The following is a 23218-nucleotide window of genomic DNA, read 5'->3' as shown; positions in this document are numbered from 1 at the left end:
CTAATACCCGCGCTAATGGCGTACCCACGCTTGAATGCTAGAAAAATAATAGGTGGAGGCGATTATGAAGTTCGAAGGAAATACGCTTCGAGTGACATCAAACGAAGCAGGGATTGCAACCCTGACGCTGGATCTCAAAGACAGTTCGGTCAATAAATTTGGTGCACAGGCACTGAGTGAATTATCCGACGCAGTCAGTCAATTAGCTCAAGATGCTAATGTCAAAGGCTTGCTGATCACAAGTGCTAAAGAGGCGTTTGTGGTGGGCGCAGACATTACCGAGTTTCTGACTTGGTTCCAGCTCGATGACGACGCCTTAGCGCAAAAGCTTCAAGAAGCGCACGACATCTTCACGGCCATTGCTAACCTTCCTTTCCCAACCGTTGCTGCCATCAATGGGTTAGCCCTCGGCGGCGGCTTTGAGATCTGTCTGGCCTGTGATTACCGTGTGATGGCGGACTCTGCCAAAGTCGGCTTGCCAGAAACACAGTTAGGCATTTACCCAGGCTGGGGTGGCACAGTGCGTTTGCCGCGCTTGATCGGGGTGGATAATGCTTGTGAGTGGATTTGTGGCGGACAGCAAAAACGCAGTGACGATGCCATGAAAGATGGGGCTGTTGACGCAGTGGTTTCTGTGGCTGCGGTCGCTCATTCAGCAGAACATTTGCTGGAACAAGTCTTAGCGGGCAAGCTCGACTATCAAGCCCGTCGTGAGGCGTTGCGTGCGCCGATGCAATTCTCGCCGATAGAAAAAATGATGATCTTTGAGGCAGTGCGTGCGGTCGTGGGAGCCAAAGCAGGCAAACACTACCCCGCACCGATGGAAGCCATCAAAACCATTGAAAAGGGCATTTTCCAACCGATTGATAAGGCCATTGCCACTGAAATTAAAGGCTTTGTGAAAATGGCCAAATCGCCTGTAGCGCGCTCTTTGGTGGGGTTATTTCTCAATGATCAGCAGGTTAAAAAAGCCGCCTCACGCTACAGCAAAGGCTCCGCTGACATTACGCATGCGGCCGTATTGGGTGCTGGGATTATGGGCGGTGGTATCGCCTATCAATCGGCCTCCAAAGGCACGCCCATTGTCATGAAAGACATTCGCCAAGAGGCCTTGGATCTTGGCATGAATGAAGCTGGTAAACTGTTTGGCAAGCAAGTAGAGCGCGGCAAACTGAGCACTGACAAAGCCATGCAAGGCCTTGGCAAAATCACCCCAGTATTAAGTTACGGTGAAGTAGCCAATGTCGATATTGTGGTCGAAGCCGTGGTGGAGAATCCTAAGGTCAAACAGTCAGTATTGGCTGAAACCGAAAGCCAATTACGTGAGGATGCGATCTTAGCGTCCAATACTTCGACCATTTCAATTACCCATCTTGCAACAGCGTTAAAACGTCCTGAGAACTTCTGTGGTATGCACTTTTTTAACCCGGTGCATCGCATGCCATTAGTGGAGGTGATTCGAGGTGAAAAAACTTCGGAAGCCACCATTGCTAAGACGGTGGCTTACGCGCAAGCCTTGGGCAAAACACCGATTGTGGTGAACGATTGCCCAGGCTTCCTAGTGAATCGCGTGCTGTTCCCTTACTTCTCAGGCTTCTCGGCGTTGTTAAAAGACGGTGCCGATTATCAAGCCATCGACAAGGTCATGGAGCGCTTTGGTTGGCCAATGGGTCCCGCGTACTTGTTAGATGTGGTGGGGATTGATACAGCCTTTCATGCCGATCAGGTGATGGCGCAGGGCTTTCCTGATCGCATGGGCCACGAAGGCAAGAATGCCATCGATCTATTCTTTGAACAAAAACGCTTTGGTCAGAAGTCCGGTAGTGGTTTCTACCTCTACGAAGAAGATAAAAAAGGCAAACCGAAAAAACTGAAGTCTGAAGAATCGGTACAGCTATTACAAACATTGCATGGTGCGAGCAAAGACATTGCCGAAGAAGAGATCATTGCACGCATGATGATTCCTTTATGTATTGAGACCGCCCGTTGTTTGGAAGAAAACATCGTTGCCTCAGCGGCGGAGGCGGACATGGGCTTGATTTATGGTATCGGTTTCCCTCCTTACTTAGGCGGTGCGTTGCATTATATGGATGAAATGGGGTTGGCAGCTTTCTGTGAATTAGCTGACCAGTATAAACACCTTGGTAAGTTGTATGAGCCGACCGCTGCAATGCGTGACATGGCTGCTCAGCAACGTCGTTACCACCCATATTAATCCCATCGGAACAGGAGTCTCATTATGAAGTTCAATGCAAATGATGCCGTTATTGTTGATGCGATCCGCTCGCCAATGGGGAAATCTAAAAATGGTGCGTTTCGCCATGTGCGTTCGGAAAATCTATCTGCCAACTTAGTTAAAGCGTTATTGGTGCGCAATCCATCGGTCAATCCAGCGGAAATAGAAGACTTGATCTGGGGTTGTGTTAACCAAACCCTAGAGCAAGGTTTTAACATGGCCCGCGCGGTAGCTCTGTTGGCTGGGTTGCCAGTGACAACCGCGGCGCAAACGGTTAACCGTCTGTGTGGTTCGTCCATGTCGGCGATTCACACCGCCGCGCAAGCGATCATGGTCGGACAAGGGGATATCTTTGTCGTCGGTGGTGTGGAGCACATGGGACACGTCCCCATGATGCATGGGGTGGATGTCAATCCTGAACTGTCCAAGCATATGGCCAAAGCGTCCATGATGATGGGGGTGACCGCAGAAATGCTGGGTAAAATGCACGGTATTTCCCGCGAAGCGCAAGATGAGTTCGCGCTGCGCTCTCACCAAAAAGCCCATGAAGCGACCATCAATGGTCGATTTGCCAGAGAGCTGATTCCCATGGAGGGTCATGACAGTGCTGGCAATAAAATCTTACTAGAAGTGGATGAGGTGATTCGTCCTGATACCTCACTCGAAGGGCTAGCGAATTTGCCAACCGTGTTTATGCCAAAAGGTGGCACCGTAACGGCGGGTTCGTCCTCAGCTTTGTCTGATGGCGCGTCAGCATTGTTGATGATGTCGGCCGCCAAGGCCAATGAACTGGGCTTAACACCGATCGTACGTGTAAAAAGCATGGCGGTGGCAGGCTGCGATCCAGCCATTATGGGCTATGGTCCTGTGCCGGCCACCAAGAAGGCGCTTAAACGTGCAGGACTTGCCATAGAGGACATTGGCTTGGTGGAAGTGAACGAAGCTTTTGCAGCCCAGTCCCTTCCTGTGTTAAAAGATCTAAAGTTACTTGACCAAATGGACGACAAGGTTAACTTAAACGGTGGCGCTATTGCATTAGGCCATCCGCTTGGGTGCTCTGGAGCACGTATTTCCACGACCTTAGTGAACCAAATGCTGGCGCGTGACGTACAATTTGGTTTAGCCACCATGTGCATTGGCATGGGGCAAGGTATCGCAACCATCTTCGAAAGAGTCTAATGAGGTGGTTGTAATATGATCGACCAAAGTCAGAGGGGAATGGCCACCCTCTGACTTGTTTAAAAGGATTTATGCATCGATGAAAGCCATTTTAGTATTCTGCTGTATTGGGTTAATGGCTTTAAGCAGCAAGGTGTCAGCGTTAACACTGTTAAGCAAAGATCAGCGAGTAACACTTACTTCGGCACAGCTTATCGAGCAGGCCAATTACTCCCACGAAATGTATGCGCCGTTTAGGCGTCAGACTATTTTCTTCGAAGGCTTCCAGTTAACCGATTTTCTACAGCAACAACTGGGTGTTGCGGCCAAGTCAGCACGATTTACCGCCTACGATGGCTATGAACTGACACTCACCGATATCGACCAGCGCAAGTTGATGTTAGTGGTAAAAGAAAACGGTGAAGCGCTTACTATTCGCAATCATGGGCCTGTACGCTTGATCGAAACGGATCTCGGTGGTCGAGATCCGAAAAATATTTCCCTGTTTGATGATTGGGTATGGATGATTAAGCAAATTGAGGTGGTGGATGAATAAGCCCTCCCGTACCCTCAGTATTGTGGGTCTGATGCTGCTATCCATCGTGGTCGTGATGACCCTAGTGTTATTGAACAATGTCCGTTTCGATGGTTCCCTGCGAGCCATGTTTAATCGCGATCACGGTATTTACGATCAAGCCATGGTGGAGCGCTCCCAAGGCTACTTATTAGAAGTATTGCCACTTATTGAGCAAATTCAGGGGCAGGGCGCTAATGTTAATGTCCTAAGGGAAGACGCTTTAGCTCTGTTGGATCTGTCCTACGCCTATTTAAATGTCGGTCGCTATATTGAGCGTTATGACTGTGTGTCCACCAGTCTAAAGCAGCTGATGCTGATCCGAAACACCATTGAGCAGAATCGAGTTACGCCATTTATGTACCAAGAATGGGCGCAAATTATAAGCTGTTACAGTACCGTCAATCGCAGTCAAAATGATCTTAAAGCCAACTTGATTGAGCGCACATTAATTGCTTCGAGAAGCAACCAATTCTGGATGAATATCGGTGTGGTGGCGGTTTATGCTCTAGGGATCATGTTGTGGTTGCTACTAGAGCTACAACATCGTCGTGGTCATCGTAGCGAAGAAGAAAAAATGGCTTGGCAAAACCGTGCCATGACTGATCATTTAACCTCCACTTACAATCGTATGGCACTGCATGAGAGCCTTGAACGCCTTGTCAGCGAATGGCCGGATCAGGACAGTCCGGTCAGCTTAGTGTTCTACGATCTCGATCACTTCAAACAGTTTAACGATACCTTTGGCCATGTGGCGGGAGATGATGCGCTACGCGATGTGACCGCTGCAATCAATGATTTATTACCGAGCTGCGCTGAGCATTTTCGTTTTGGTGGGGAAGAGTTTTTTATTATCAATCGTGGGCAAAATCATGGCAAAGTAGTCGAACTGGCTGATCAAATGCTGCAAGCGGTTCGCGATCTGAATATTCGTAACCCACAAAGCACAGCGGGCATTTTAACCACCAGTGTCGGTGTTTATATGCTAGAGCAGCGTCAGTACAGCGTTGATGAATTGATCAAGAAAGTAGACGAGTTGCTGTATGTTGCTAAAAAACACGGCCGAAACCGTGTCGTGGACGAATTTGTCGGAGAAGAAGACGCTTAGCTGATGTGGTATTTCAGCTTAAGGGCGGTTTGATTCGCTTGATGCTGTTGTTTAAGTTCGGCCAACACACACTTAGCGCTTTGCTTCGCTTGTTGGGTCTGCTGCTCTACATTGGCTGCCAGCTTTAAGTTCTTCTCGTATTCATCTAATACTTGATCAACTTTGTCTTGATAGTGCTCTTCCAGTTGATTCTTAGCCACATAGTACTCATCAAACGACTGAGTAATATTAGCCTTGTAAGCGACGTGTTTGATTTGTGCCGCACTGGTGCTTAGGCTGCCATGATTCTGATAGGCAGCTTTTAATACAATGCTTTTGCTTGAACGGTCATCATCCGAAGACTGAGAATCGTAGATTAGCGTATTCGAGTTACTTGTCGTATTGGCTTCAGCATTGGCTGAAGGTTGTACCAAAGACAACACCAATAAAGAAGACAGGGAGCCTAGGTGCTTTTTGTGTATCGTTATTTTCATTGAGCTACCTTTTCCTGTTGGAGACAGTTTTTCTAGCATAATAGAGCCATGTTGAATTAGGCAATGCCAAATCTAAGCTTTACAAAGCCTTAAGAATTCTCTGCAAACGTACTGAGACAGAGTACATTTACTTCCTTATATAAAGCTTAGCCCCTGTGTTAATTTGAATCCCTTGTTAACCTATCAAAGAGGTAAGTACCGTGACCTACCCAATTTCAGGCAGTTGCCAATGTGGCGGCGTAACCTATCAATTATTGGCCGCTCCTAAAATGGTGGTCGCTTGCCACTGCAAAGAATGTCAGAAGCTTTCAACTAGCGCCTTTAGCATTACCGCCATGGTGGATGCGGCCGATTTAGTAATCGAAGGGGAGTTAAAGGATTGGTCTCGAGTCGCAGAAAGTGGTAACACGGCCGCTGCTAAGTTTTGCCCAACCTGCGGAAATCGCATTTATCACTATGATCCAGCCAACCCTACGGCGATAAAACTGAAGCCTTCCAATCTGAGTGATACCAGCATTATTCAGCCAAGCGCACATGCTTGGGTGAGTGAAAAACAAGATTGGTTTCAGATTCCTGAAGGGGTCAAGGTATTCGCTAAACAGCCTTAAAGACAGGTGCAGCGCTTCTCAAGGAAGCGCTGCACCTCTACATAAACAGTGTTTAGGCGGCTTCGTGTTCGTCTAGATCTTGGCGTTTCTCAACTTTGTGCTGATCTTCGTTTAAGCCAAGTTTCCAGTAACTAGACACATAAACATTGCCTTTATCTACTTCTTCGCGTTCTTTGAAGTAAGCGCGTAGGGCACGCATGGAACTGAATTCACAGGCAGCCCAGATCGCGACCTTGCCGTCTAGCCAAGGCAAGGCTTTTACTTGTTCAAGCAGTGATTGGCTGTCTTCTCCAGGATGAGCATTGATGATCCAACGTAGTTCAACCCCTTCAGGCTTTGCTAACGTTTGCATGTCTGCTTCGCTTTGTACTTCTAAAATGGCGTAACCACGGGCATCACTTGGCAGTTGAGCTAAGTTTACGCTGATGGCGGGCAGAGAGGTCATATCACCGACAAATACCATCCAATCTGCGTCTTCAGAGATCAGTTTTTTAGGCCCCGGTCCACCTACCAAGATCTCATCACCTGGCTGAGCATGCAGGGCCCAGTGACAAGCCACGCCAGAATCACCATGAATGGCAAAATCAATATCCAATTCATCAGCGCGTTGCTGGCGGATGGTGTAAGTACGCATTAAACGGCTACCATCAAGGGTTGGGAACACTAATTTTACGTAGCCACTTTCTTGATCTTCAGGGAAATCCGCCATGCCTTCACCACCCAAGGTTACTCGTAGCATATTGGTGGTCACAAATTCTTTGCGCAGTACTGTAAGTTGACGTGGTGTAGGCTTTGCCATATTCCCCCCCTTAAATCTTGTTATTGAGAATGGATATCAATTTATATTAGAGAGTGCTCAAAAGCAATGAAACACACTGTTTCATTTTAGTGGCCTAATATCTTTACAGTTTCTTAACAGCCTAGGGCAAAGCTTCACAGCTAATTAATTCAAGAGTTCTTAAACTTCTCTCTAAGATAGAGTGAATGAGGCCTTATGATTCGGGTGACTTTAATGGCGCGCTTGCTAGCTCTGCCCGCCTTATGGATGGGCACAGTGCAGCTGGTATTTGCGGAGTTGTCGTTTTATATCTTCGCAGATGGCGTTGGCCACACTTTTTTTTACAGCGCCGTTGCCATCATGGGGTTATCGATTGCGGTGCTGTTAAGTGCGCGTCGCTATCGTTTTGCCTCGGTCAGTAGCAAAGAAGCCATATTATACGCAGTATTAACCTGGGTGACGGTGGGCTTCTTAGGGGCCATCCCTATTTTTCATATTGCACAAGTCAGCTGGACCGATGCTGTGTTTGAATCCATCAGTGCGCTGACGACGACAGGGGCGACCATCTTAAGTGGTTTAGACGCCATGCCGAAAAGCTTTTTGATGTATCGCCAGTTTTTGCAATGGATGGGTGGACTCGGGGTCGTGATTTTTGTGGTGGCAGTCTTGCCGATGTTAAACATTGGCGGCATGCGTTTACTTAAAGCCGAAACAGTGGGGCCTGTTAAAGATGAAAAGCTGACCCCGAGGGTGAAGAAAACCGCCCGTTATCTATGGTATGTCTATTTGCTGATTACGCTAATGTGCGCTGTCTGTTACTGGCTCGCTGGGATGTCGGTTTATGATGCCATTGCCCACAGTTTTACCACGGTATCGACCGGTGGCTTTTCTACTCATGATGCCAGCATGGGGTATTTTCACAGCGATACCATTTTATGGATTAGCTGTGTATTTATGGCGCTCGGAGCCATTAGTTTTTCCTTGCATTATCGAGTGCTGGCAGCAAGACAAATAGCACTTTACTGGCAAGATGAGGAGTGTCGTTGGTTCTTGCTTATCGGATTGGGATTCTCGGCTATGCTGGCGCAGCAGCTGTGGCAATTTCATGAGACGCAGGGCACCTTTACTACCATTACCCAAGCGACCTTTCATGTGCTGTCCTTTATGACCAGTACTGGTTATGGGGCCGCTGGTTTTACCGATTGGCAAGGGGCGGCGCCGATCTTACTGGTGGTCGTTGGCTATGTCGGAGGTTGTGCTGGGTCCACCGCGGGTGGCAATAAGGTGGTGCGCAATGTGATTTCGTTTAAATCCATTTTGCTCGAGGTAAAGCAGTTGGTGCATCCAAGTGGTGTGTTTACCATTCGCTATCAACATCGTCCCATTAACGAGCAAATCCGTAACGGGGTGATGTCATTTATGTGTTTAGCGGCCATCACAACCATAGTGCTAACCTTACTGTTAATGATGACGGGGGTAGACTTCGTGAGTGCCTTAAGCGCAGTCGCTGCCTGTTTGAATGTGTTGGGTCCAGGCTTTGGCGAGTTGGGCAGCAATTTTGCCCCGTTAACAGATGGGGCGACTTGGCTAATGTCCTTTGCCATGATACTGGGAAGGTTAGAGTATTTTACCGTGATCGCCATCTTTACCTCGTTCGTTTGGCGTAAATGACTGAGTCAAAAAGGAGTCAGCTGGTGCAATCCCCAAATAAATGGTCACGAATCCTGTTGGCCTTACTGATCCCTGCGGGCGTTATTTTAATGGCTTTACCGCTACGCTCTTTTATTTCCGTGAGCGATGTGATGCTGCTGGGGTTGGCCTGCGTGGCCTTTAGTGGTTTTCGCTACGGTAAGGCGGAGGCCATACTGTCGAGCGTGGTCAGTGTGGTGTTTGTCGATGTCTGGTTTGTTCAGCCTTATTACACCTTGGCGGTACATAACTTTGATTATTTCGTAAGCTTTGGGGTGATGTTGGCGGTCGGGGTATTTATCGCGCAACTGGCGCAACGTAATCAACTGGTCGAGCAAGAAAAGCAGGCCACGCTACGGCTAAAAGAGCGCGAGGTCATTAGGGCGAATTTGCTGCGCTCCATTGGCCATGACCTACGTACACCGCTGGGCACTATCATGGGGGCATCAAGTTTGATTATGGACGATCAGATTCCCTTATCTAAGGATCAATATCGCGAGCAAGCGACCAATATTTATCAGCAAAGTTTAATCCTCAAAAACCAGATCGATAAGATGCTGGAATTGAGCCGTATTCGTGATCTGCAAACCACCAATGATTGGCTGAATCTGCCCAGTGAAGATCTCGTCAGTGCCGCGTTTGCGCGCACTAAAGCCCGTCAAAACGAAGCCTTTCAGATAACGCGAGCAGTGGAATTTATTAAAGGGGACAGCGCCTTGCTCGAAGTGGCGCTGGCGAACCTCATTGATAATGCGATGCGACATGGAGTGCCACCGTTTCACATCACTCTGGAGCGGGTGTCGTCGCAGTTTTGTATTCGAGTGAGTAATCATGTTGACCGTGTCAATGTCGCCAGGGCCGATTCGGGCACGGGGTTAGGGCTGCTGATCTGTGATGCCATTGCTAAGCTTCATAATGGTGCGTTTCGTTATCAGCAAAACGCCCATGATTTTGAGGCCGAGATTTGTTGGAAGGAACAATGATGCAACGAGTGCTAATTATTGAAGATGATTTGGCCATGCAAAGTTTTTTAAAAACCTTGTGTGAGTCCGCTGGGTTCGAAGTGTTCCACAGTGATCATATTGGCGAGGCTGAGCAACTGGTTCAAGCGCACCATATGGATCTTTGTCTACTCGACTTGGGCCTGCCTGATGGTAGCGGACATGACTTTATTCGTGACGTAAAGCCGCAAGTGGAGTTTCCGATTATTGTGATCTCTGCCAGAGACACGGATTTCGACAAAATCACGGCATTAGATTTAGGGGCTGATGATTATGTGGCCAAACCTTTTAGTGCCGGCGAATTAATGGCGCGCATTCGGGTTGCCCTAAGACGTGGTGGGGCGGTGACGCCAGCAGAAACCACACGTTATCGTGTGCAACATTTGGATATTGATTTGGAAGCACGCCAAGTGATCAGTGACCACTTGGCGGATGCCATCCATTTAACACCGATTGAATTTAAGCTATTAGAGCTGTTGGTGAAAAATCCTAATAAAGTGCTCACCTACAGCCTGATTGGTCGAGAGGTGTGGGGTAATCAATTTACTGGCAGTACCGAGAAAATTCGTGTGCACATTGCTCAGTTAAGACAGAAGGTCGAAGCCAACCCCGCCACACCGACATTAATCAGTAATGCACCAGGGGTTGGCTATCGCCTTAACCATTCCACTGAACCAGATGAACGCTATAACCATCATGATTTTTCTTAGCCTTGTACATGGCTTTATCGGCTTTTGAAATAATCTTGGTGGTGTTGGCTTGCTTGCCAGTAAAGGTGGTGATGCCAATGCTCGCGTCAATGTGGAGCGTTTCGCCGCCCACATAGTAGGGGGCTTTTAAGGCCTCAACGATCTGCTCCGCTTTGGCGATGGCGCGTTCTTCATTACTAATGTTTTGTAGCAGTAAAATAAATTCATCACCGCCATAGCGGGCAATGTGGAAATGATGGTTTGCAAATTGTTTTAAGCGAAAGCCTACTTCCACGAGAATCATGTCGCCTTTGTTATGGCCAAAGGTATCATTGATCTGCTTGAAGTTATTTAAGTCCAGAAACATCAAAGCATAGAGTTGATCACTGCTGGCCAGTTGGTTTTGCAGGTTGAACTGCTCTTCAAAGGCCATGCGATTATCCAACCCTGTAAGGGGGTCTTTGTAGGCAAGGCTGGAAAGCTGCTCTCGCTCTGCAAAGTCTTCACTGACATCTTCAATGCGCCAAACGATTAAATGTTGATTGTCTTGGTAGACGCTGGTTTTTTCTACTTTCACGATAGCGCGATGAGAGGCTAAGTAAGACAGCTGCCAAATGCCTTTCTTGTCTGGGTAAGGGATAATCAGCTCATCCACCTTATGTTCGCGCGCCACATCGAATTCGATACCCAACAGCTTGGTGAATTTTGGATTGGCTTGGATTAAGCGGCCCTGATCATCTGCGAATACCATCGCTGAGGGCATTTCATTTAGAAGAGAGTCGATCAGCGATTGCTCTTTTTCCATCGCTCTTAAGCGCAAGCGATACAACCAAAATGCAGCAACAAAGTTAAGCATGCCCAAAATCAGTGCGATGGTTTGTAGTAGACGTATTTGACCGGTTTCGTAGCGTGCTTGGGTTTCGATGGCTAAGGCCAGCTCATTCATATAATCGAGTAGCAATGCACTTTGCGAATCGAACTGTCGATTGATACGAAGGAAAAGTTCGACGGTGGGTATTTGGGTGTAATGCTGCAGATCTTGGCGTAGTGGCACCCAAGTGCCCCAGGCTTTTTCAACAGTATTGAAATAATTACGCTGGTTAAAAGCTTCAATGGTGACTAGGTGGCCATTGGTATCGAGCGTTTCTCCGCCGATGCGAAATGCGCTCAAGGTGCGATCAAATAAATCAACGGTTTGGCTTAAGGAACTTAGGGCGTCGTGGGTCACAGCACCTGGTGGGGCATAGAGAAACTCTTTCACCATTTTCTGCGACAGCATGCGTTGGCGGCCAGCCAAGTTCAACTCGACGGTTTGAGCTTGTACCCGTTGCGTCAGCCAGATGTTAAGGCCGAGAGCCGCACCATCAAAAATAAAAAACAATATGATGGCATAGGTTAAAAAGGGATTGGGTTTATTGGTGCGCCAGCTCATCCTAATTCTCCGATCGACGTTCCTTTTCTGAATAGTCGATTAAACAGCGGCTTGATAAAGACTGATAGTAGCTATCAGGAAATCTTCAAAATAAATTCAGTTTTATATTAGAAGGGATGCAATAATTTAGCCAAGCAAAGTCCCTAAAATTTTTAAGGATAAAAAAAGGGGACCAAAGGTCCCCTGAACGAACAACACACTTTAAGTTAGTGTGGAACTATCTCGATTAGGGTTTCGCCCGGTGTTACACGGTCACCCTTAGCCACATGAACGCCAGCCACTTTACCGGCGATCGGGGCTTGAATTTCTGTTTCCATCTTCATCGCTTCAGTGATCAGTACCGCTTGGCCTGCTGTCACTTCATCACCCACATTGACCAATACATCAACGATGTTGCCTGGCATCGCCGTAGTGATGTCACCAGGGCCAGAGGCTTTGCCGCGTTTGCTACCGGATGCTGCGCCGCCGTCGTACTCGTTCAAAGATTCGAACAAGACTTCTTCTGGCATGCCATCTAGGGTTAGGTAGATGTGGCGCTTACCTGAGTTATCGCCACCGACGCCAGTGATTTCTACTTGGTAAGTTTCACCGTGTACGTCGATCTTGAATTCAGTCGACACAGGACCAGCGGCTTTTGCAGCACCCGCAGCGGCGATCGGTTCTAGTACTTCCGGTACCAAGGTGCCGGCTTCACGCTGTTCTAGGAACTGTTTACCAATGTCTTGGAACATAGCGTAGGTTAGAACGTCTTCTTCGCTCTTTGCTAAAGCGCCGATGTCTTTACGTAAACGATCCATTTCAGCGCCCAGTGCATCTGCAGGGCGACCTTCGATCGGCTGCTCATGGCCAATGGCTTTGGTGCGTACGTTTTCGTTTACCGCTGCTGGTGGCTGGCCGTAACCGCCTTGTAGGTAACGTTTCACTTCGTTAGTGATGGTTTTGTAACGCTCGCCCGCTAATACGTTAAGTACTGCTTGAGTGCCCACGATCTGTGACGTTGGTGTCACCAGAGGAGGGAAGCCAAGGTCTTCACGCACACGTGGAATCTCAGCAAACACTTCACGAATACGATCCAGCGCATGTTGCTCTTTTAGCTGGTTAGCCAAGTTCGACATCATGCCGCCCGGTACTTGGTTGATCTGTACCGAGACGTCTTCTTTGGTGAATTCGCTTTCAAATTGGTGGTATTTCTTACGCACTTCTTTGAAGTAGTCGGCGATCTCCGTTAGCAATTCAAGATCCAAGCCTGTGTCCCATTGCGTGCCTTTAAGTGCGGCAACTTGTGATTCAGTCGCTGGGTGGCTTGTACCGGATGCAAACGATGAAATCGCGGTATCAATGTGCTCAGCGCCAGCTTCAATGGCTTTTAGCTGACAAAGTGGTGCTAGACCTGCCGTTGAGTGGCTGTGTACGAACAGTGGCAGATCCACGCTCGCCTTGATCGCTTTCACTAGATCGTAAGTCGCGTATGGCGTCAGTAGACCGGCCATATCTTTGATGGCGATCGAGTCAGCACCCATTTCTTTTAGTGCTTGGGCTTGTTCCACAAACAGGTCCAGTGTGTGCACTGGGCTCGTGGTGTAACAGATCGTACCTTGGGCGTGTTTACCGGCTTTCTTAACCGCTTTGATCGCCGTTTCAAGGTTGCGAAGATCGTTCAATGCATCGAACACGCGGAATACGTCGATACCGTTTTCCGCCGCTTTGGCAACGAAGGCTTCAACCACATCGTCTGCGTAGTGGCGGTAACCAAGTAGGTTTTGGCCGCGCAGTAGCATCTGTAGACGAGTGTTAGGCAATGCTTTACGTAGTTGACGTAGACGTTCCCATGGATCTTCTTTTAGGAAGCGTACGCAGGCATCGAAAGTCGCGCCACCCCAAACTTCCAAAGACCAAAAACCCACAGCATCAAGTTTGTCGCAGATAGGAAGCATATCTTCAGTACGCATACGCGTAGCAATCAAAGACTGGTGTGCGTCGCGTAAGATAACGTCTGTAACCTGTACTTTGCTCATTCGGTGTTCTCCTCGTTCTCTTCCTAAACTGCCGCGTGCGCAGCAATGGCTGCAGCGATCGCCAAGGCAATTTCACTTGGTGCGCGTTTGTCAGAGTAATTCAATAGCTCAGGGTGATTCGGTACGAAGCTGGTGTTAAAGAAGCCGCTTCTAAACTCATCATTCTTCAAAATTTCTTGGTAGTAGTTGGCCGTTGTCTTAACGCCCTGTACACGCATGTCAGCCAGTGCACGAGCACCACGATCCAACGCATCTTCCCAATTCAGTGCCCAGACCACCAACTTCAGACACATGGAATCGAAGTAGGGCGGGATGGTGTAACCTGTGTAAATCGCGGTATCCGTGCGCACACCTGGGCCACCTGGTGCGTAGTAACGGGTAATACGACCAAAGCTTGGCAAAAAGTTGTTTTTCGGGTCTTCCGCATTAATACGGAACTGCAAGGCATAACCACGGAACGAAATGTCTTCTTGGCGGTAGCTCAATGGCAAACCTGCCGCGACACGAATCTGTTCACGCACAATGTCGACACCGGTAATCTGCTCAGTGATGGTGTGCTCAACCTGTACGCGGGTGTTCATCTCCATAAAGTAGATGTCATTGCCCGTGACAAGGAACTCAACCGTCCCCGCGTTTTCGTAGCCCACCGCTTTTGCGGCTTTTACTGCCAGTTCACCCACGTAAGAGCGTTGCTCTGGGGTTAACTGTGGGCTGGGTGCGATCTCGATCAACTTCTGGTTACGACGCTGGATTGAACAATCACGCTCGTATAGGTGAATCGCTTCGCCTTGGCTGTCAGCCAAGATCTGTACCTCGATGTGTTTTGGGTCGACGATACATTTTTCTAAGAATACTTCCGCTGAACCGAACGCTTTAGTCGCTTCAGAGATCACTCGTGGGTATTGATCGCGCAGCTCTTTTTCGCTGTCACAGCGACGAATACCACGACCACCACCACCTGATGTGGCCTTTAGCATCACTGGGTAGCCGATGCTGTTCGCCAAAACGACGGCTTCGTCGATGTTGGCAAGGTTGTCTTCAGAGCCAGGTGTCACGGGTACGCCTGCGGCAATCATGCTCTTACGGGCTTGCGTTTTATCACCCATTTTGGCGATAACGTCGGCTTTTGGACCGATAAAGGTAATACCGCGTTCTTGGCAGATGCGAGCAAATTCAGAGTTTTCCGATAGGAAACCATAACCTGGGTGAATTGCGTCACAGCCGGTTTCCACGGCAAGGTTGACGATACGACGCGCATCGAGATAGCCCGCTAGCGGGTCTTCACCCATGCTGTAAGCTTCGTCGGCACGCTTAACGTGTAGGGCATGGCGATCCGGCTCTGTGAAAATTGCCACCGAGCGAATGCCCATTTCGGCACATGCACGAACGATACGAACGGCAATCTCTCCACGGTTAGCAATCAATATTTTCTTCAGCATTATTCTCTCCATCTGCTCAAATCAAGCATGTGGCTCACAGTATTCTAAAGTTACAAAAATAAAAAATTGATATTTTTTTGGTAAACCATAAGCAATACCTTATACTTGGTAAAAATTTATTGTATTTCATAGGGTTAAGTTATGGTTTATACGCTTGGTCAGCTTTTAAATAGGCTTACATTTCGTCAATTGCAGGTGTTCCAAGTGGTTTTTCATAAGCTGAGCTACTCCAAAGCGGCAGAAGAACTCGGTTTAACCCAGCCCGCGGTCAGTGCGCAGATGAAGCAATTAGAAGCGGCACTTGGACAACCCATGTTTGATTATGTAGGGAAACAGCTATATGTCACGCCCGCGGGAGCACAACTTGAGCGAGTGGTGCGTGAGATCTTCAGTGATCTAGAAACCCTGCAGATGGATTTGTATCAGTTAGAGGGGCAATTGCGCGGTGAACTGCGTCTGTGTGTGGTCAGTTCTGCCGAAATCATCCTGCCGTATTTATTGAAAGAATTCTTGCAGAAATACCCGCAAGTAGAAGTGCGTTTAACCGTGCTGAACCGTACCAATGCCACCGAACGTTTGCTGCAAAACCAAGACGACATAGTCATCACAGGCATAGTGCCGGACACACGCTTACTCAGTCGCCAGCCATTTTTTGATAACTTGCTGGTGCCTGTCGTCAGAGCCGATCATCCTATTTTGATGGTCGATGACATTACGCCACAGAGGTTTTTGGACGCAGGTTTCTTACAGCGAGAGCAGGGCTCTGGCTCCCGTGGGGCGATCGAAGGCTTCTGCAAAGATCATCGCTTGCAGCTTAAGCCAGTACTAGAATTTGGTTCCAATGAGTCCATTAAGCACGGAATCTTGGCGGGTTTTGGGGTGTCCTTACTGCCTCTGGCAAACGTCATTACGGAACTAAAAATGGGCACTCTAGTGATGCCAACCATCAAGGGATTCCCGATCAAACGTAGCTGGTGTGCGGTCTACCCCAGCAGCAAGCAGCCCACACCAGTGATGCAGGCGTTTTTAGAATATCTGCGTGATGAAGGGGATGCTTGCCTTTCGGGGCAATTCAGCTTCGCGGCATCTTAGCTAGAATACGTCTTCGCCAAATAGGGCGTCTTCCTCGGCTTCTAGATCGGCAAAGGTCCAAAAGTTAATGCTATAAGGGGCAACCAAGTCGAGCTTGGGTAACTTGGGGAAATCCTTAAGACGTACCTTGCCTTTGCGAAACTTAGGAATCACACCGTTGATCAGCACCTTTTTGCTGGTCAATGAATCAGCGGTTAGCTCGTAGCGTTTTTTCGGCGAGCCAAAGGCTTGGAACTTCAAGCGATGGGGCTTGTTGGTCATATTTATGATTAACAGGGTCATACGGTTTTGTTTATGTCCGCCGTGGCAATAGACAATCAAATCAGGGTTCTGGCAGCTTACCTGATAGACCTGTTGCCCCATCAAACGCTTCCATAGCCAGCTGACCCAAAAGTCAGGGTTAGGCTTTAAACTTTCCCGCTGAATCAAACCATAGTCACCGCCGATCAAGGATTGGCGCACCATCACTTTTTGCCCCAACTTCGCGCCGCGTCCTAATTGATCGGCCCACCAAAAACTGGAGGCAAAGCGATCCGATAGCTTGGGTTGTCCGCCACATTGAGCTGAGCCGGATTCACCGGTCCAGAGTTCGGCTTGCGGTTGGTGGCGCTTGCGGTAACGCTCCAATTGCTGAGAAAAGTGCTCAAAATCCTCTAATGAGCGCTTATCGAGCAGCTTCTCAATACGTGCTGTACGGGTGCGAATCGGCGAGCGTTGGCTTTGGAACGGATAATAGTGCCAATCGACAATATCCAGCTGACCTTCCAATTGCTCCAAAAAGCCTGGGGTAATATTGGAAATGTACTTAATGGTTTCACCCAAGTAAGGCCAAAAGGCACTGCCAGGGCCTGCGATACGGCTGTTTGGGCTTAGCAAACGCACTTGATTGATAAAGCGTTGATAATCAAGCACTAGCTGCTTGGTGCGCGGTTGAGCCGTGAGACCATGAAACGCCCAGTAGGCATTCAGTTCATTGCCCAATTCACACACATCAATATTGACGCCACGATCTAAGGTGTATTGCAGCAGGGCGGCGCTGTCGGCGCCATTCCATTTGCCGTGTTGCTTGCGATCAAAGGCTCCGTACTTAAACGTAAACATAAACTTCAGTTCATGTTGTTTAATGAAATTGAGCAGACGATTCCAGATGGCTTCGCTAAGTTCAGGCTCATGTTCGTGGGGCAATTCATGGGAACAGAAATAATGGATGGTGTCCGCTTCGGAGCCGCCGACGCGCAGAAAGGCTGGTTTTAAATGCTCCACATATTGGCTGAGCTTTGGGTGATTAAGTTCCAATGGCGGCACGCGGTTAGTGCCAAGACCGCGACTTGAATCATTACTGCCTTCCCACCACTGACCACCAATAATCAAAGAAATATCAATCGAAAAGGACAAGTAGCAGGGATCCACTTGGTGAATTGGCTGCTCTTGTTCAAGTTTGATCACATTGATCGACTGAGCGCGCGGGGTGATTAAGCGGCGAAACGGGTTCAAGGCCATAACAATCTCCATTCTGATTACTCAGTGTGCCAAGCAAATATGACACTCAGGTGAAGTTATAAGAGGATCTAATCAGAACGATTCAACGCCCCATAAGCAATTTTCGGCTTGTTAGCGACCTCAAGAGTTGCAATGAAATTCAATCCAGCCAATGATTTAGAAAATTTAATAACAACTTATAAGTAAGAAGAGAGCTGCCTGTGAATTCTGCTGCCAACCCTTATGGATTGACCATGCACGAACAGCGAGATGCTTTGTACGCTGAGCTGCATTCGCGTCCCTTTCATGTGATCAAAAGTCCCGCCCGTATCAGTTATCTGGCGGTGATGCTGGACGTCACTCGAAAACAGGCAGATTTTGAGCACTTCTGCGAGCTCTATGGTTATTTTGGTCAAACTCCACCAAGCCATGATTCGGTCTGTTTGGAAGCGGATTTTGGAGATTGGCGCATTCGTCGCGAGACGCACTTGGAGTTCGTGTCATACACCATCCTTAACCAAGGCGTGCCCTTCCTAGACGATCCTTTTGCCAATACCGGCGTCAGTCGCTTGCCAAAAGAATGGCTACAAAGTCTTGGCGGCACAGTGGTGTCGGCGTTTCATGTGGCGATTGAAGATGCGCGCAATCAGCCAGAGCCTGAGCTAGCACAAGTGAGATCCTACTTTGAAGGCATGCGCTTAGTGGGCAGTCTGCCACAAAATGGCGATGCGCAGGTGTGGACGACGTTTAAGATTCACAGCGATGGCTTTGGCCGAATCGCCGTCTACAACCGCGGCATGAGCAATAGCCAGCTGGGGCGTATGGTGCAGCGCTTAATCGAGGTGGAATCCTACCGCTTATTAGCACAACTAGGTCTACCTTTGGCGCGTCATTACAACCAGCATCTGGCGCAAATGGATCAGCAATTGGTAGAGCTGACTCAGCAGCTATCCGACTCCAAAGATGAGTTGGATGAGCAGGCGGTACTGGCAAAAATCATTGATATGGCGGCTTGGGTGGAATCGGCCCGTGCGGCGACCACCTTCCGTTTTAATGCCACTGCGGCCTACCACGATCTGATTCTACGACGCCTAACGGACCTGAAAGAAGACGAAGTCTCTGGGCACTTAACCATCAGCGAATTTATTACACGCCGCTTAACCCCTGCGGTACGCACTTGTAAAACCGCTGGCGAAAACCTAGAAAACTTATCGCGCCGCATCGACCGTGTGTCCGATATGATGCGCACCCGCGTGGACATGTCGATCCAATCGCAAAACCAGCATTTGCTGGCCTCTATGGATCGCCGCTCAAAAATTCAGCTCGCCATGCAACATACGGTGGAAGGCCTATCGGTGGCCGCGATTTCCTATTACAGCATTGGTTTGATCAAATACTTAATCGAAGCTGCCTACGAAAAAGGCGCACCGATTGATAAAAGCCTAGCGGTTGGCTTGGCTGTACCACTAGTGATCGGCGGTGTTTGGTGGGCTACACGACGCATTCATAAACGCTTCTTAAAGTTAGCTAAAGAGCAAATGGATATTGGCGAAGGGGAGCATTAACTCCTTACCTCAGATGACTCTATCCCATGCAATTCAATTGGCTTGCGCATGTCTCGGTTCGTTCCTCACCACCGACGCGTCAGCGCCAATTAAACGCATGGAATATCGTTCAATAAGTTTTATGGACTCACTAAAATAGTTTAATTGACGCTTTATCTAGCCAAATGAGAAAGGATGCGGGTTAATGATTAAAACCATTGCTATAGAAAACTACCGCTCGATTATCAGTTTAACCATCCCGCTGGGGCAGTTAAATCTGGTGACGGGGGAGAACGGCAGTGGTAAGTCCAATCTCTACAAAGCCCTGCGTTTGCTGGCCAAAGTCGGTGAGGGCGGTATTGTGCGCTCTCTGGCGGAAGACGGTGGTTTGGAGTCAGTGTTTTGGGCGGGGCCGGAGAAAATTTCCAAGCGTATGCGCTCTGGGGAAGTGCCTGTGCAAGGTGGACCACGCCAAGGTAAGCGTCAGTTAAAGCTGGGTTTTGCTGGGGAAGACTACGGCTATTCTGTAGCCTTAGGCTTGCCCAAGTTTGGCGTGTCTATGCCCACCAGAACCCCGACCTTGTTTAAGCTTGATCCTGGCATTATGCGTGAAACCATTTGGCATGGGGAATATTACCGCCCCGCAGCGGCCTTGGTAGATCGTCAAGATAATGCGATTAAGCGTCGCGCAGGGCGAAGCTGGGAGGTGGTGTCTTACCATGCGTCCAGCTTTGACTCCATGTTTGACCTCGCGGCCGATGCGCAACAAGCCCCCGAAGTCTTCTTTATGCGAGATCGGATTCGTAAATGGCGCTTTTACGATCACTTTCGTACCGACCAAGGGGCACCAGCCCGTCAGCATCATTTAGGTACTTTTACTCCCGTGTTGCATCATGACGGCCGTGATGTGGCGGCGGCGTTGCAAACCATTATTGAAATTGGCGATGCGGAGGCCTTGCATGAGGCGATTGATTTTGCTTTTCCGGGAGCGCGCATTGAAGTGCTACGAACCGATGAAGGGCGCTTTATGCTGCAGTTTTATCAGCATGGTTTGTTGCGCCCGCTGACCGCCGCGGAGCTGTCTGATGGCACCTTACGCTATATTCTTTGGGTGGCGGCTTTGTTAACCCCAAGACCACCAGAATTAATGGTACTGAACGAGCCTGAAACCAGCTTGCACCCTGATTTGCTACCAGCCTTAGCACGTCTAATAATCTTTGCTGCCGAACATAGCCAAGTGTGGGTGGTATCTCATGCGCCGCGCTTAATCGCTGCGTTGGAGCAATCCGAATGGTGTCATTCGATTCGTTTAGAAAAGGACTTTGGCGAAACCCAAATTCCAACCTTTGGCATGCTCGATTTACCCCCTTGGCACTGGCCTGCTTAACCTAAGAAATCGTTTCCTGCCCTTCGTCAAAGGGTGAACAGTTCTCCAGTGTTAGCATAAGTTCAATTCGGTTTTGTACGAAAATAATCGTACAGCCGTTGAATGTACGAAAGGATGCGTACATAATTCAAAGGGACTGCTATGGGTTTCAAGCAAATTAAGCAACAAGTCATTCAATGCATTGAAAATGGCTGTTACGACCACGAAGTGAGAGCCAAAATTGATGTCAAAAACTTATTTCAATGTGGTCAGCTCAGTGATGACTATGTCATTGATTTGATCAAATCCAGCCGTGGCAATGACTACCAGGTCAGTCCTCATCATCGAGCTCCAACCATTGATGTGCATATCTTGACGCCCCGTAAAGACGGTAAAGATTGGTACATCAAATTCTATTTTGTAGAGCCTGATGTGATGTTTATTAGTGTTCATGAGAGTGGTGCTTAATATGAAAATCGTAAAAGAAGGCGACAAGCGACAAGTGGTTTGCTCAAGCTGTGGGCTGTCCAATGCGACCTATCTTTTGAGAGATATCGACTTTAGTGACGGCTCAGGAACGGTAAAAAATGTCTTGGCAGGTGTGTGCGATGTTTGCGGCGAAATTGTCAGTATTCCCAAGCAATCAACCGCAACGGTGCAGGCTGAATATAACAAGATAAAGACACCTGTAGATTTAAGAGTGCCGGCTCATTATCTGGATATCTTACGATTAGCGTCGTTGAAGATTGATCCAACTTTGACTGACAGCTTCAACAAACCGCTGATGCTGTATTACCTGCATGCCTTAAGTAGCGGCCGTTATTCGGCGCAGAACTTGGCAGCCTTATTGAACTCTGATTTAGCTAAGGCCAAGGCCTCAAAACGTTTGTCATTGAAGTTGAATGATAAGTCGCTGTTAGAAATTGAATCGCTTATGGTCAGTCAAGGCTTGAAGAGTAATTCCGAAGTGTTCAAGTCGTTAATTTTAAAAATTAATGAGGACATAGTGCAGCCTAAAACGCCCAAACACCTTAGCGAGTTACAGAACTTCGCGGCAGCATTTGCCTAATTAATTGCCCTTACCCCCCTTGCGCAGCGACTTCTAGAGCTTGCCCGTAGAGCAAGTAAGGGGTTAAGGGCGGCCCCTCTATCCGCTTATATCCTCCACATTGTGCTAAACACCAAGTAAGTCGCTAACGGCGCTCAATTTTTGCGTCATTTTGCGTTAGAATGGCGGCGAATTTTCAATGGGTGTATTTGAACGTGGTAGAACAAGCGCAATTCTCTAAAGCATTGCTTCATCCCAAACACTGGGGACTTTGGTTAGGTCTAGGTTTTGGCCGTTTACTGTCGATGCTGCCAATGACATGGCAAATGAGTCTGGGTAAAGCCATTGGCCGTCTGATTATGCGATCCGCCAAGGGGCGAGTGAAAACTGCAAAACGCAACTTAGAACTGTGCTTCCCGAACACCACAGAAGCTGAGCGCCAAGCATTGTTGGTGCGTAACTTCGAAGAAACAGGCAAAGCCATTTTTGATACCACCAGCGCTTGGTGGTGGTCCGATAAGCGTGTTCAGCGTCATATGAAAATCAGTGGACAAGAGCATGTCCAAGCAACATTGGATAGTGGCCAAGGCGTGATTCTATTTGCGGTACACTGTTTGCCGTTGGAAATGGGCGCCCGTATCTTTGGTCAATTTAACCCAGGTGTCGGGGTTTACCGTCCGCACGATAATCCGGTCATGGAATACTTACAGGTCAAAGGCCGCCTGCGTTCTAACAAAGCCTTGATCCCGAAAAAAGACATGCGCCAAATGGTGCGAAGCCTACGTGCGCCGGATGTAATCTGGTACACCGCTGACCAAGATTTTGGTCGTTCCAGTGCCGTGTTTATCCCATTCTTCGCTGTGCCAGAAGCGGCTACCATCACTGGTGGTACAACGCTGGCGCGTTTGGGTAAAGCCAAAGTATTGCCGTTCTTTGTTGAGCGTAATGCCGATGACAACGGCTACACCATTGATATCGGTGCACCATTAGAGAACTTCCCTGGTGAAAGTGAATTAGCGGATGCGATTCGTGGCAACCAGATCATCGAACAGCAGATCAACCGCAACAAAGCCCAATATATGTGGCTACACCGTCGCTTTAAAACCCGCCCGAACGAAGGCGATCCGTCAGTTTACTAAGCTTATTTCGGTGTCGGACCTGCCATATTGTGTTTCCGCTCTACGAGCAAGCTCTAGAAGTCGCGGGAAACACAATATGGCAGGTCTTAAAACTTCTTTTATACAGAGACAGTTCTGGGGAACCAACATGTCGAACCTAAGAACTGAGTTCAATCAAAACAAGTTTGGCTTTCATGAAAAGCTTTTTATAGTTTATTTGAAAGAAGCTTCTAAGAGACTTCAAGGGTACATTTTTAAGCGACTTCTAGAGCTTGCTCGTAGAGCGAAAAATGTACCTTGAAGGCGATAACTGAAAAAGCCGATCGTGTATTTCAATACGTACCTTGAAGGCAGTAACTGAAAGCAATCAG

The 23218-nt window shown here is 48.4% G+C and carries 20 protein-coding genes; 14 read left to right on the top strand and 6 right to left on the bottom strand.

Features of this window, described 5'->3' with window-relative positions:
- Positions 1 to 64: 64 nt before the first annotated feature.
- The 4 genes from fadB to ACOSVP_RS05700 all read left to right on the top strand — a co-directional run bounded on the left by fadB (position 65) and on the right by ACOSVP_RS05700 (position 5076).
- A complete protein-coding gene (fadB, locus tag ACOSVP_RS05715; RefSeq protein ID WP_487346528.1) occupies positions 65 to 2215 on the top strand; it encodes a fatty acid oxidation complex subunit alpha FadB in 2151 nt (716 codons plus the stop codon).
- Between the two features lie 24 nt (positions 2216 to 2239).
- Positions 2240 to 3415: an acetyl-CoA C-acyltransferase FadA gene (gene fadA / locus ACOSVP_RS05710; RefSeq protein WP_487346527.1), complete on the top strand. Its 1176-nt coding sequence runs from the start codon at positions 2240 to 2242 to the stop codon at positions 3413 to 3415.
- A gap of 79 nt (positions 3416 to 3494) precedes the next feature.
- Positions 3495 to 3950 carry a hypothetical protein gene (locus ACOSVP_RS05705; RefSeq protein WP_487346526.1) on the top strand — a complete coding sequence of 152 codons (456 nt, stop codon included), beginning with the start codon at positions 3495 to 3497 and terminating at the stop codon, positions 3948 to 3950.
- Positions 3943 to 5076: a GGDEF domain-containing protein gene (locus tag ACOSVP_RS05700; RefSeq protein WP_487346525.1), complete on the top strand. Its 1134-nt coding sequence runs from the start codon at positions 3943 to 3945 to the stop codon at positions 5074 to 5076. The genes ACOSVP_RS05705 and ACOSVP_RS05700 overlap by 8 nt, the downstream gene beginning before the upstream one ends.
- Here ACOSVP_RS05700 and ACOSVP_RS05695 read toward each other — a convergent pair.
- On the bottom strand, positions 5073 to 5549 hold the full coding sequence (locus ACOSVP_RS05695) for a hypothetical protein (protein WP_487346524.1): 477 nt from the start codon (positions 5547 to 5549) through the stop codon (positions 5073 to 5075). The genes ACOSVP_RS05700 and ACOSVP_RS05695 overlap by 4 nt on opposite strands.
- A gap of 200 nt (positions 5550 to 5749) precedes the next feature.
- Between ACOSVP_RS05695 and ACOSVP_RS05690 the strand changes: the two genes are divergently transcribed.
- Positions 5750 to 6157, top strand: coding sequence for a GFA family protein (locus tag ACOSVP_RS05690; RefSeq protein ID WP_487346523.1), 408 nt, complete (start codon positions 5750 to 5752; stop codon positions 6155 to 6157).
- Positions 6158 to 6209: 52 nt separating this feature from the next.
- On the opposite strand, the gene ACOSVP_RS05685 is transcribed toward ACOSVP_RS05690, so the two are convergent.
- Positions 6210 to 6956, bottom strand: coding sequence for a siderophore-interacting protein (locus ACOSVP_RS05685; RefSeq protein WP_487346522.1), 747 nt, complete (start codon positions 6954 to 6956; stop codon positions 6210 to 6212).
- 195 nt (positions 6957 to 7151) lie between these two features.
- Between ACOSVP_RS05685 and ACOSVP_RS05680 the strand changes: the two genes are divergently transcribed.
- Genes ACOSVP_RS05680 through ACOSVP_RS05670 form a run of 3 tightly spaced genes read left to right on the top strand, consistent with a single transcriptional unit; the run spans position 7152 to position 10335 of the window.
- Entirely contained in the window at positions 7152 to 8606 is a 1455-nt protein-coding gene (locus ACOSVP_RS05680; protein WP_487346521.1) for a TrkH family potassium uptake protein, read from the top strand.
- 23 nt (positions 8607 to 8629) lie between these two features.
- Positions 8630 to 9607 carry a sensor histidine kinase gene (locus ACOSVP_RS05675; RefSeq protein ID WP_487346520.1) on the top strand — a complete coding sequence of 326 codons (978 nt, stop codon included), beginning with the start codon at positions 8630 to 8632 and terminating at the stop codon, positions 9605 to 9607.
- Positions 9604 to 10335 (top strand): response regulator, encoded by a 732-nt coding sequence (locus ACOSVP_RS05670; RefSeq protein WP_487346519.1) that lies wholly within the window; start codon positions 9604 to 9606, stop codon positions 10333 to 10335. The genes ACOSVP_RS05675 and ACOSVP_RS05670 overlap by 4 nt, the downstream gene beginning before the upstream one ends.
- Here ACOSVP_RS05670 and ACOSVP_RS05665 read toward each other — a convergent pair.
- The 3 genes from ACOSVP_RS05665 to ACOSVP_RS05655 form a co-directional block, all read right to left on the bottom strand.
- Positions 10283 to 11746: a diguanylate cyclase domain-containing protein gene (locus ACOSVP_RS05665; RefSeq protein ID WP_487346518.1), complete on the bottom strand. Its 1464-nt coding sequence runs from the start codon at positions 11744 to 11746 to the stop codon at positions 10283 to 10285. The two genes, ACOSVP_RS05670 and ACOSVP_RS05665, sit on opposite strands and share 53 nt — an antisense overlap.
- A 206-nt stretch (positions 11747 to 11952) precedes the next feature.
- Positions 11953 to 13761, bottom strand: a complete 1809-nt coding sequence (gene oadA / locus ACOSVP_RS05660; RefSeq protein ID WP_487346517.1) for a sodium-extruding oxaloacetate decarboxylase subunit alpha — start codon at positions 13759 to 13761, stop codon at positions 11953 to 11955.
- Between the two features lie 23 nt (positions 13762 to 13784).
- On the bottom strand, positions 13785 to 15200 hold the full coding sequence (locus tag ACOSVP_RS05655; RefSeq protein WP_487346516.1) for an acetyl-CoA carboxylase biotin carboxylase subunit: 1416 nt from the start codon (positions 15198 to 15200) through the stop codon (positions 13785 to 13787).
- A 141-nt stretch (positions 15201 to 15341) separates the two neighbouring features.
- Between ACOSVP_RS05655 and ACOSVP_RS05650 the strand changes: the two genes are divergently transcribed.
- The gene (locus ACOSVP_RS05650) at positions 15342 to 16292 is read left to right on the top strand and encodes a LysR substrate-binding domain-containing protein (RefSeq protein ID WP_487346515.1); all 951 of its coding nucleotides are present in this window, start codon (positions 15342 to 15344) and stop codon (positions 16290 to 16292) included.
- On the opposite strand, the gene ACOSVP_RS05645 is transcribed toward ACOSVP_RS05650, so the two are convergent.
- Positions 16293 to 17792, bottom strand: a complete 1500-nt coding sequence (locus tag ACOSVP_RS05645; protein WP_487346514.1) for a glycosyl hydrolase family 79 N-terminal domain-containing protein — start codon at positions 17790 to 17792, stop codon at positions 16293 to 16295.
- A gap of 200 nt (positions 17793 to 17992) precedes the next feature.
- On the opposite strand from ACOSVP_RS05645, the gene ACOSVP_RS05640 reads away from it, so the two are divergent.
- From ACOSVP_RS05640 to ACOSVP_RS05620, 5 genes are all read left to right on the top strand, one after another.
- Positions 17993 to 19336, top strand: a complete 1344-nt coding sequence (locus tag ACOSVP_RS05640) for a DUF3422 family protein (protein WP_487346513.1) — start codon at positions 17993 to 17995, stop codon at positions 19334 to 19336.
- Between the two features lie 184 nt (positions 19337 to 19520).
- Entirely contained in the window at positions 19521 to 20702 is a 1182-nt protein-coding gene (locus ACOSVP_RS05635) for an AAA family ATPase (protein ID WP_487346512.1), read from the top strand.
- 141 nt (positions 20703 to 20843) lie between these two features.
- The gene (locus ACOSVP_RS05630) at positions 20844 to 21149 is read left to right on the top strand and encodes a hypothetical protein (RefSeq protein WP_487346511.1); all 306 of its coding nucleotides are present in this window, start codon (positions 20844 to 20846) and stop codon (positions 21147 to 21149) included.
- Position 21150: 1 nt separating this feature from the next.
- Positions 21151 to 21750, top strand: coding sequence for a hypothetical protein (locus tag ACOSVP_RS05625; protein ID WP_487346510.1), 600 nt, complete (start codon positions 21151 to 21153; stop codon positions 21748 to 21750).
- Between the two features lie 161 nt (positions 21751 to 21911).
- Positions 21912 to 22868, top strand: a complete 957-nt coding sequence (locus ACOSVP_RS05620; RefSeq protein ID WP_487346509.1) for an LpxL/LpxP family Kdo(2)-lipid IV(A) lauroyl/palmitoleoyl acyltransferase — start codon at positions 21912 to 21914, stop codon at positions 22866 to 22868.
- Positions 22869 to 23218 lie beyond the last annotated feature (350 nt).

This window comes from Marinomonas sp. HM11-D (assembly GCF_057626615.1).
Note: the sequence above shows the minus strand (reverse complement) of the source record. Positions and strands in the feature narration are given on the sequence as shown.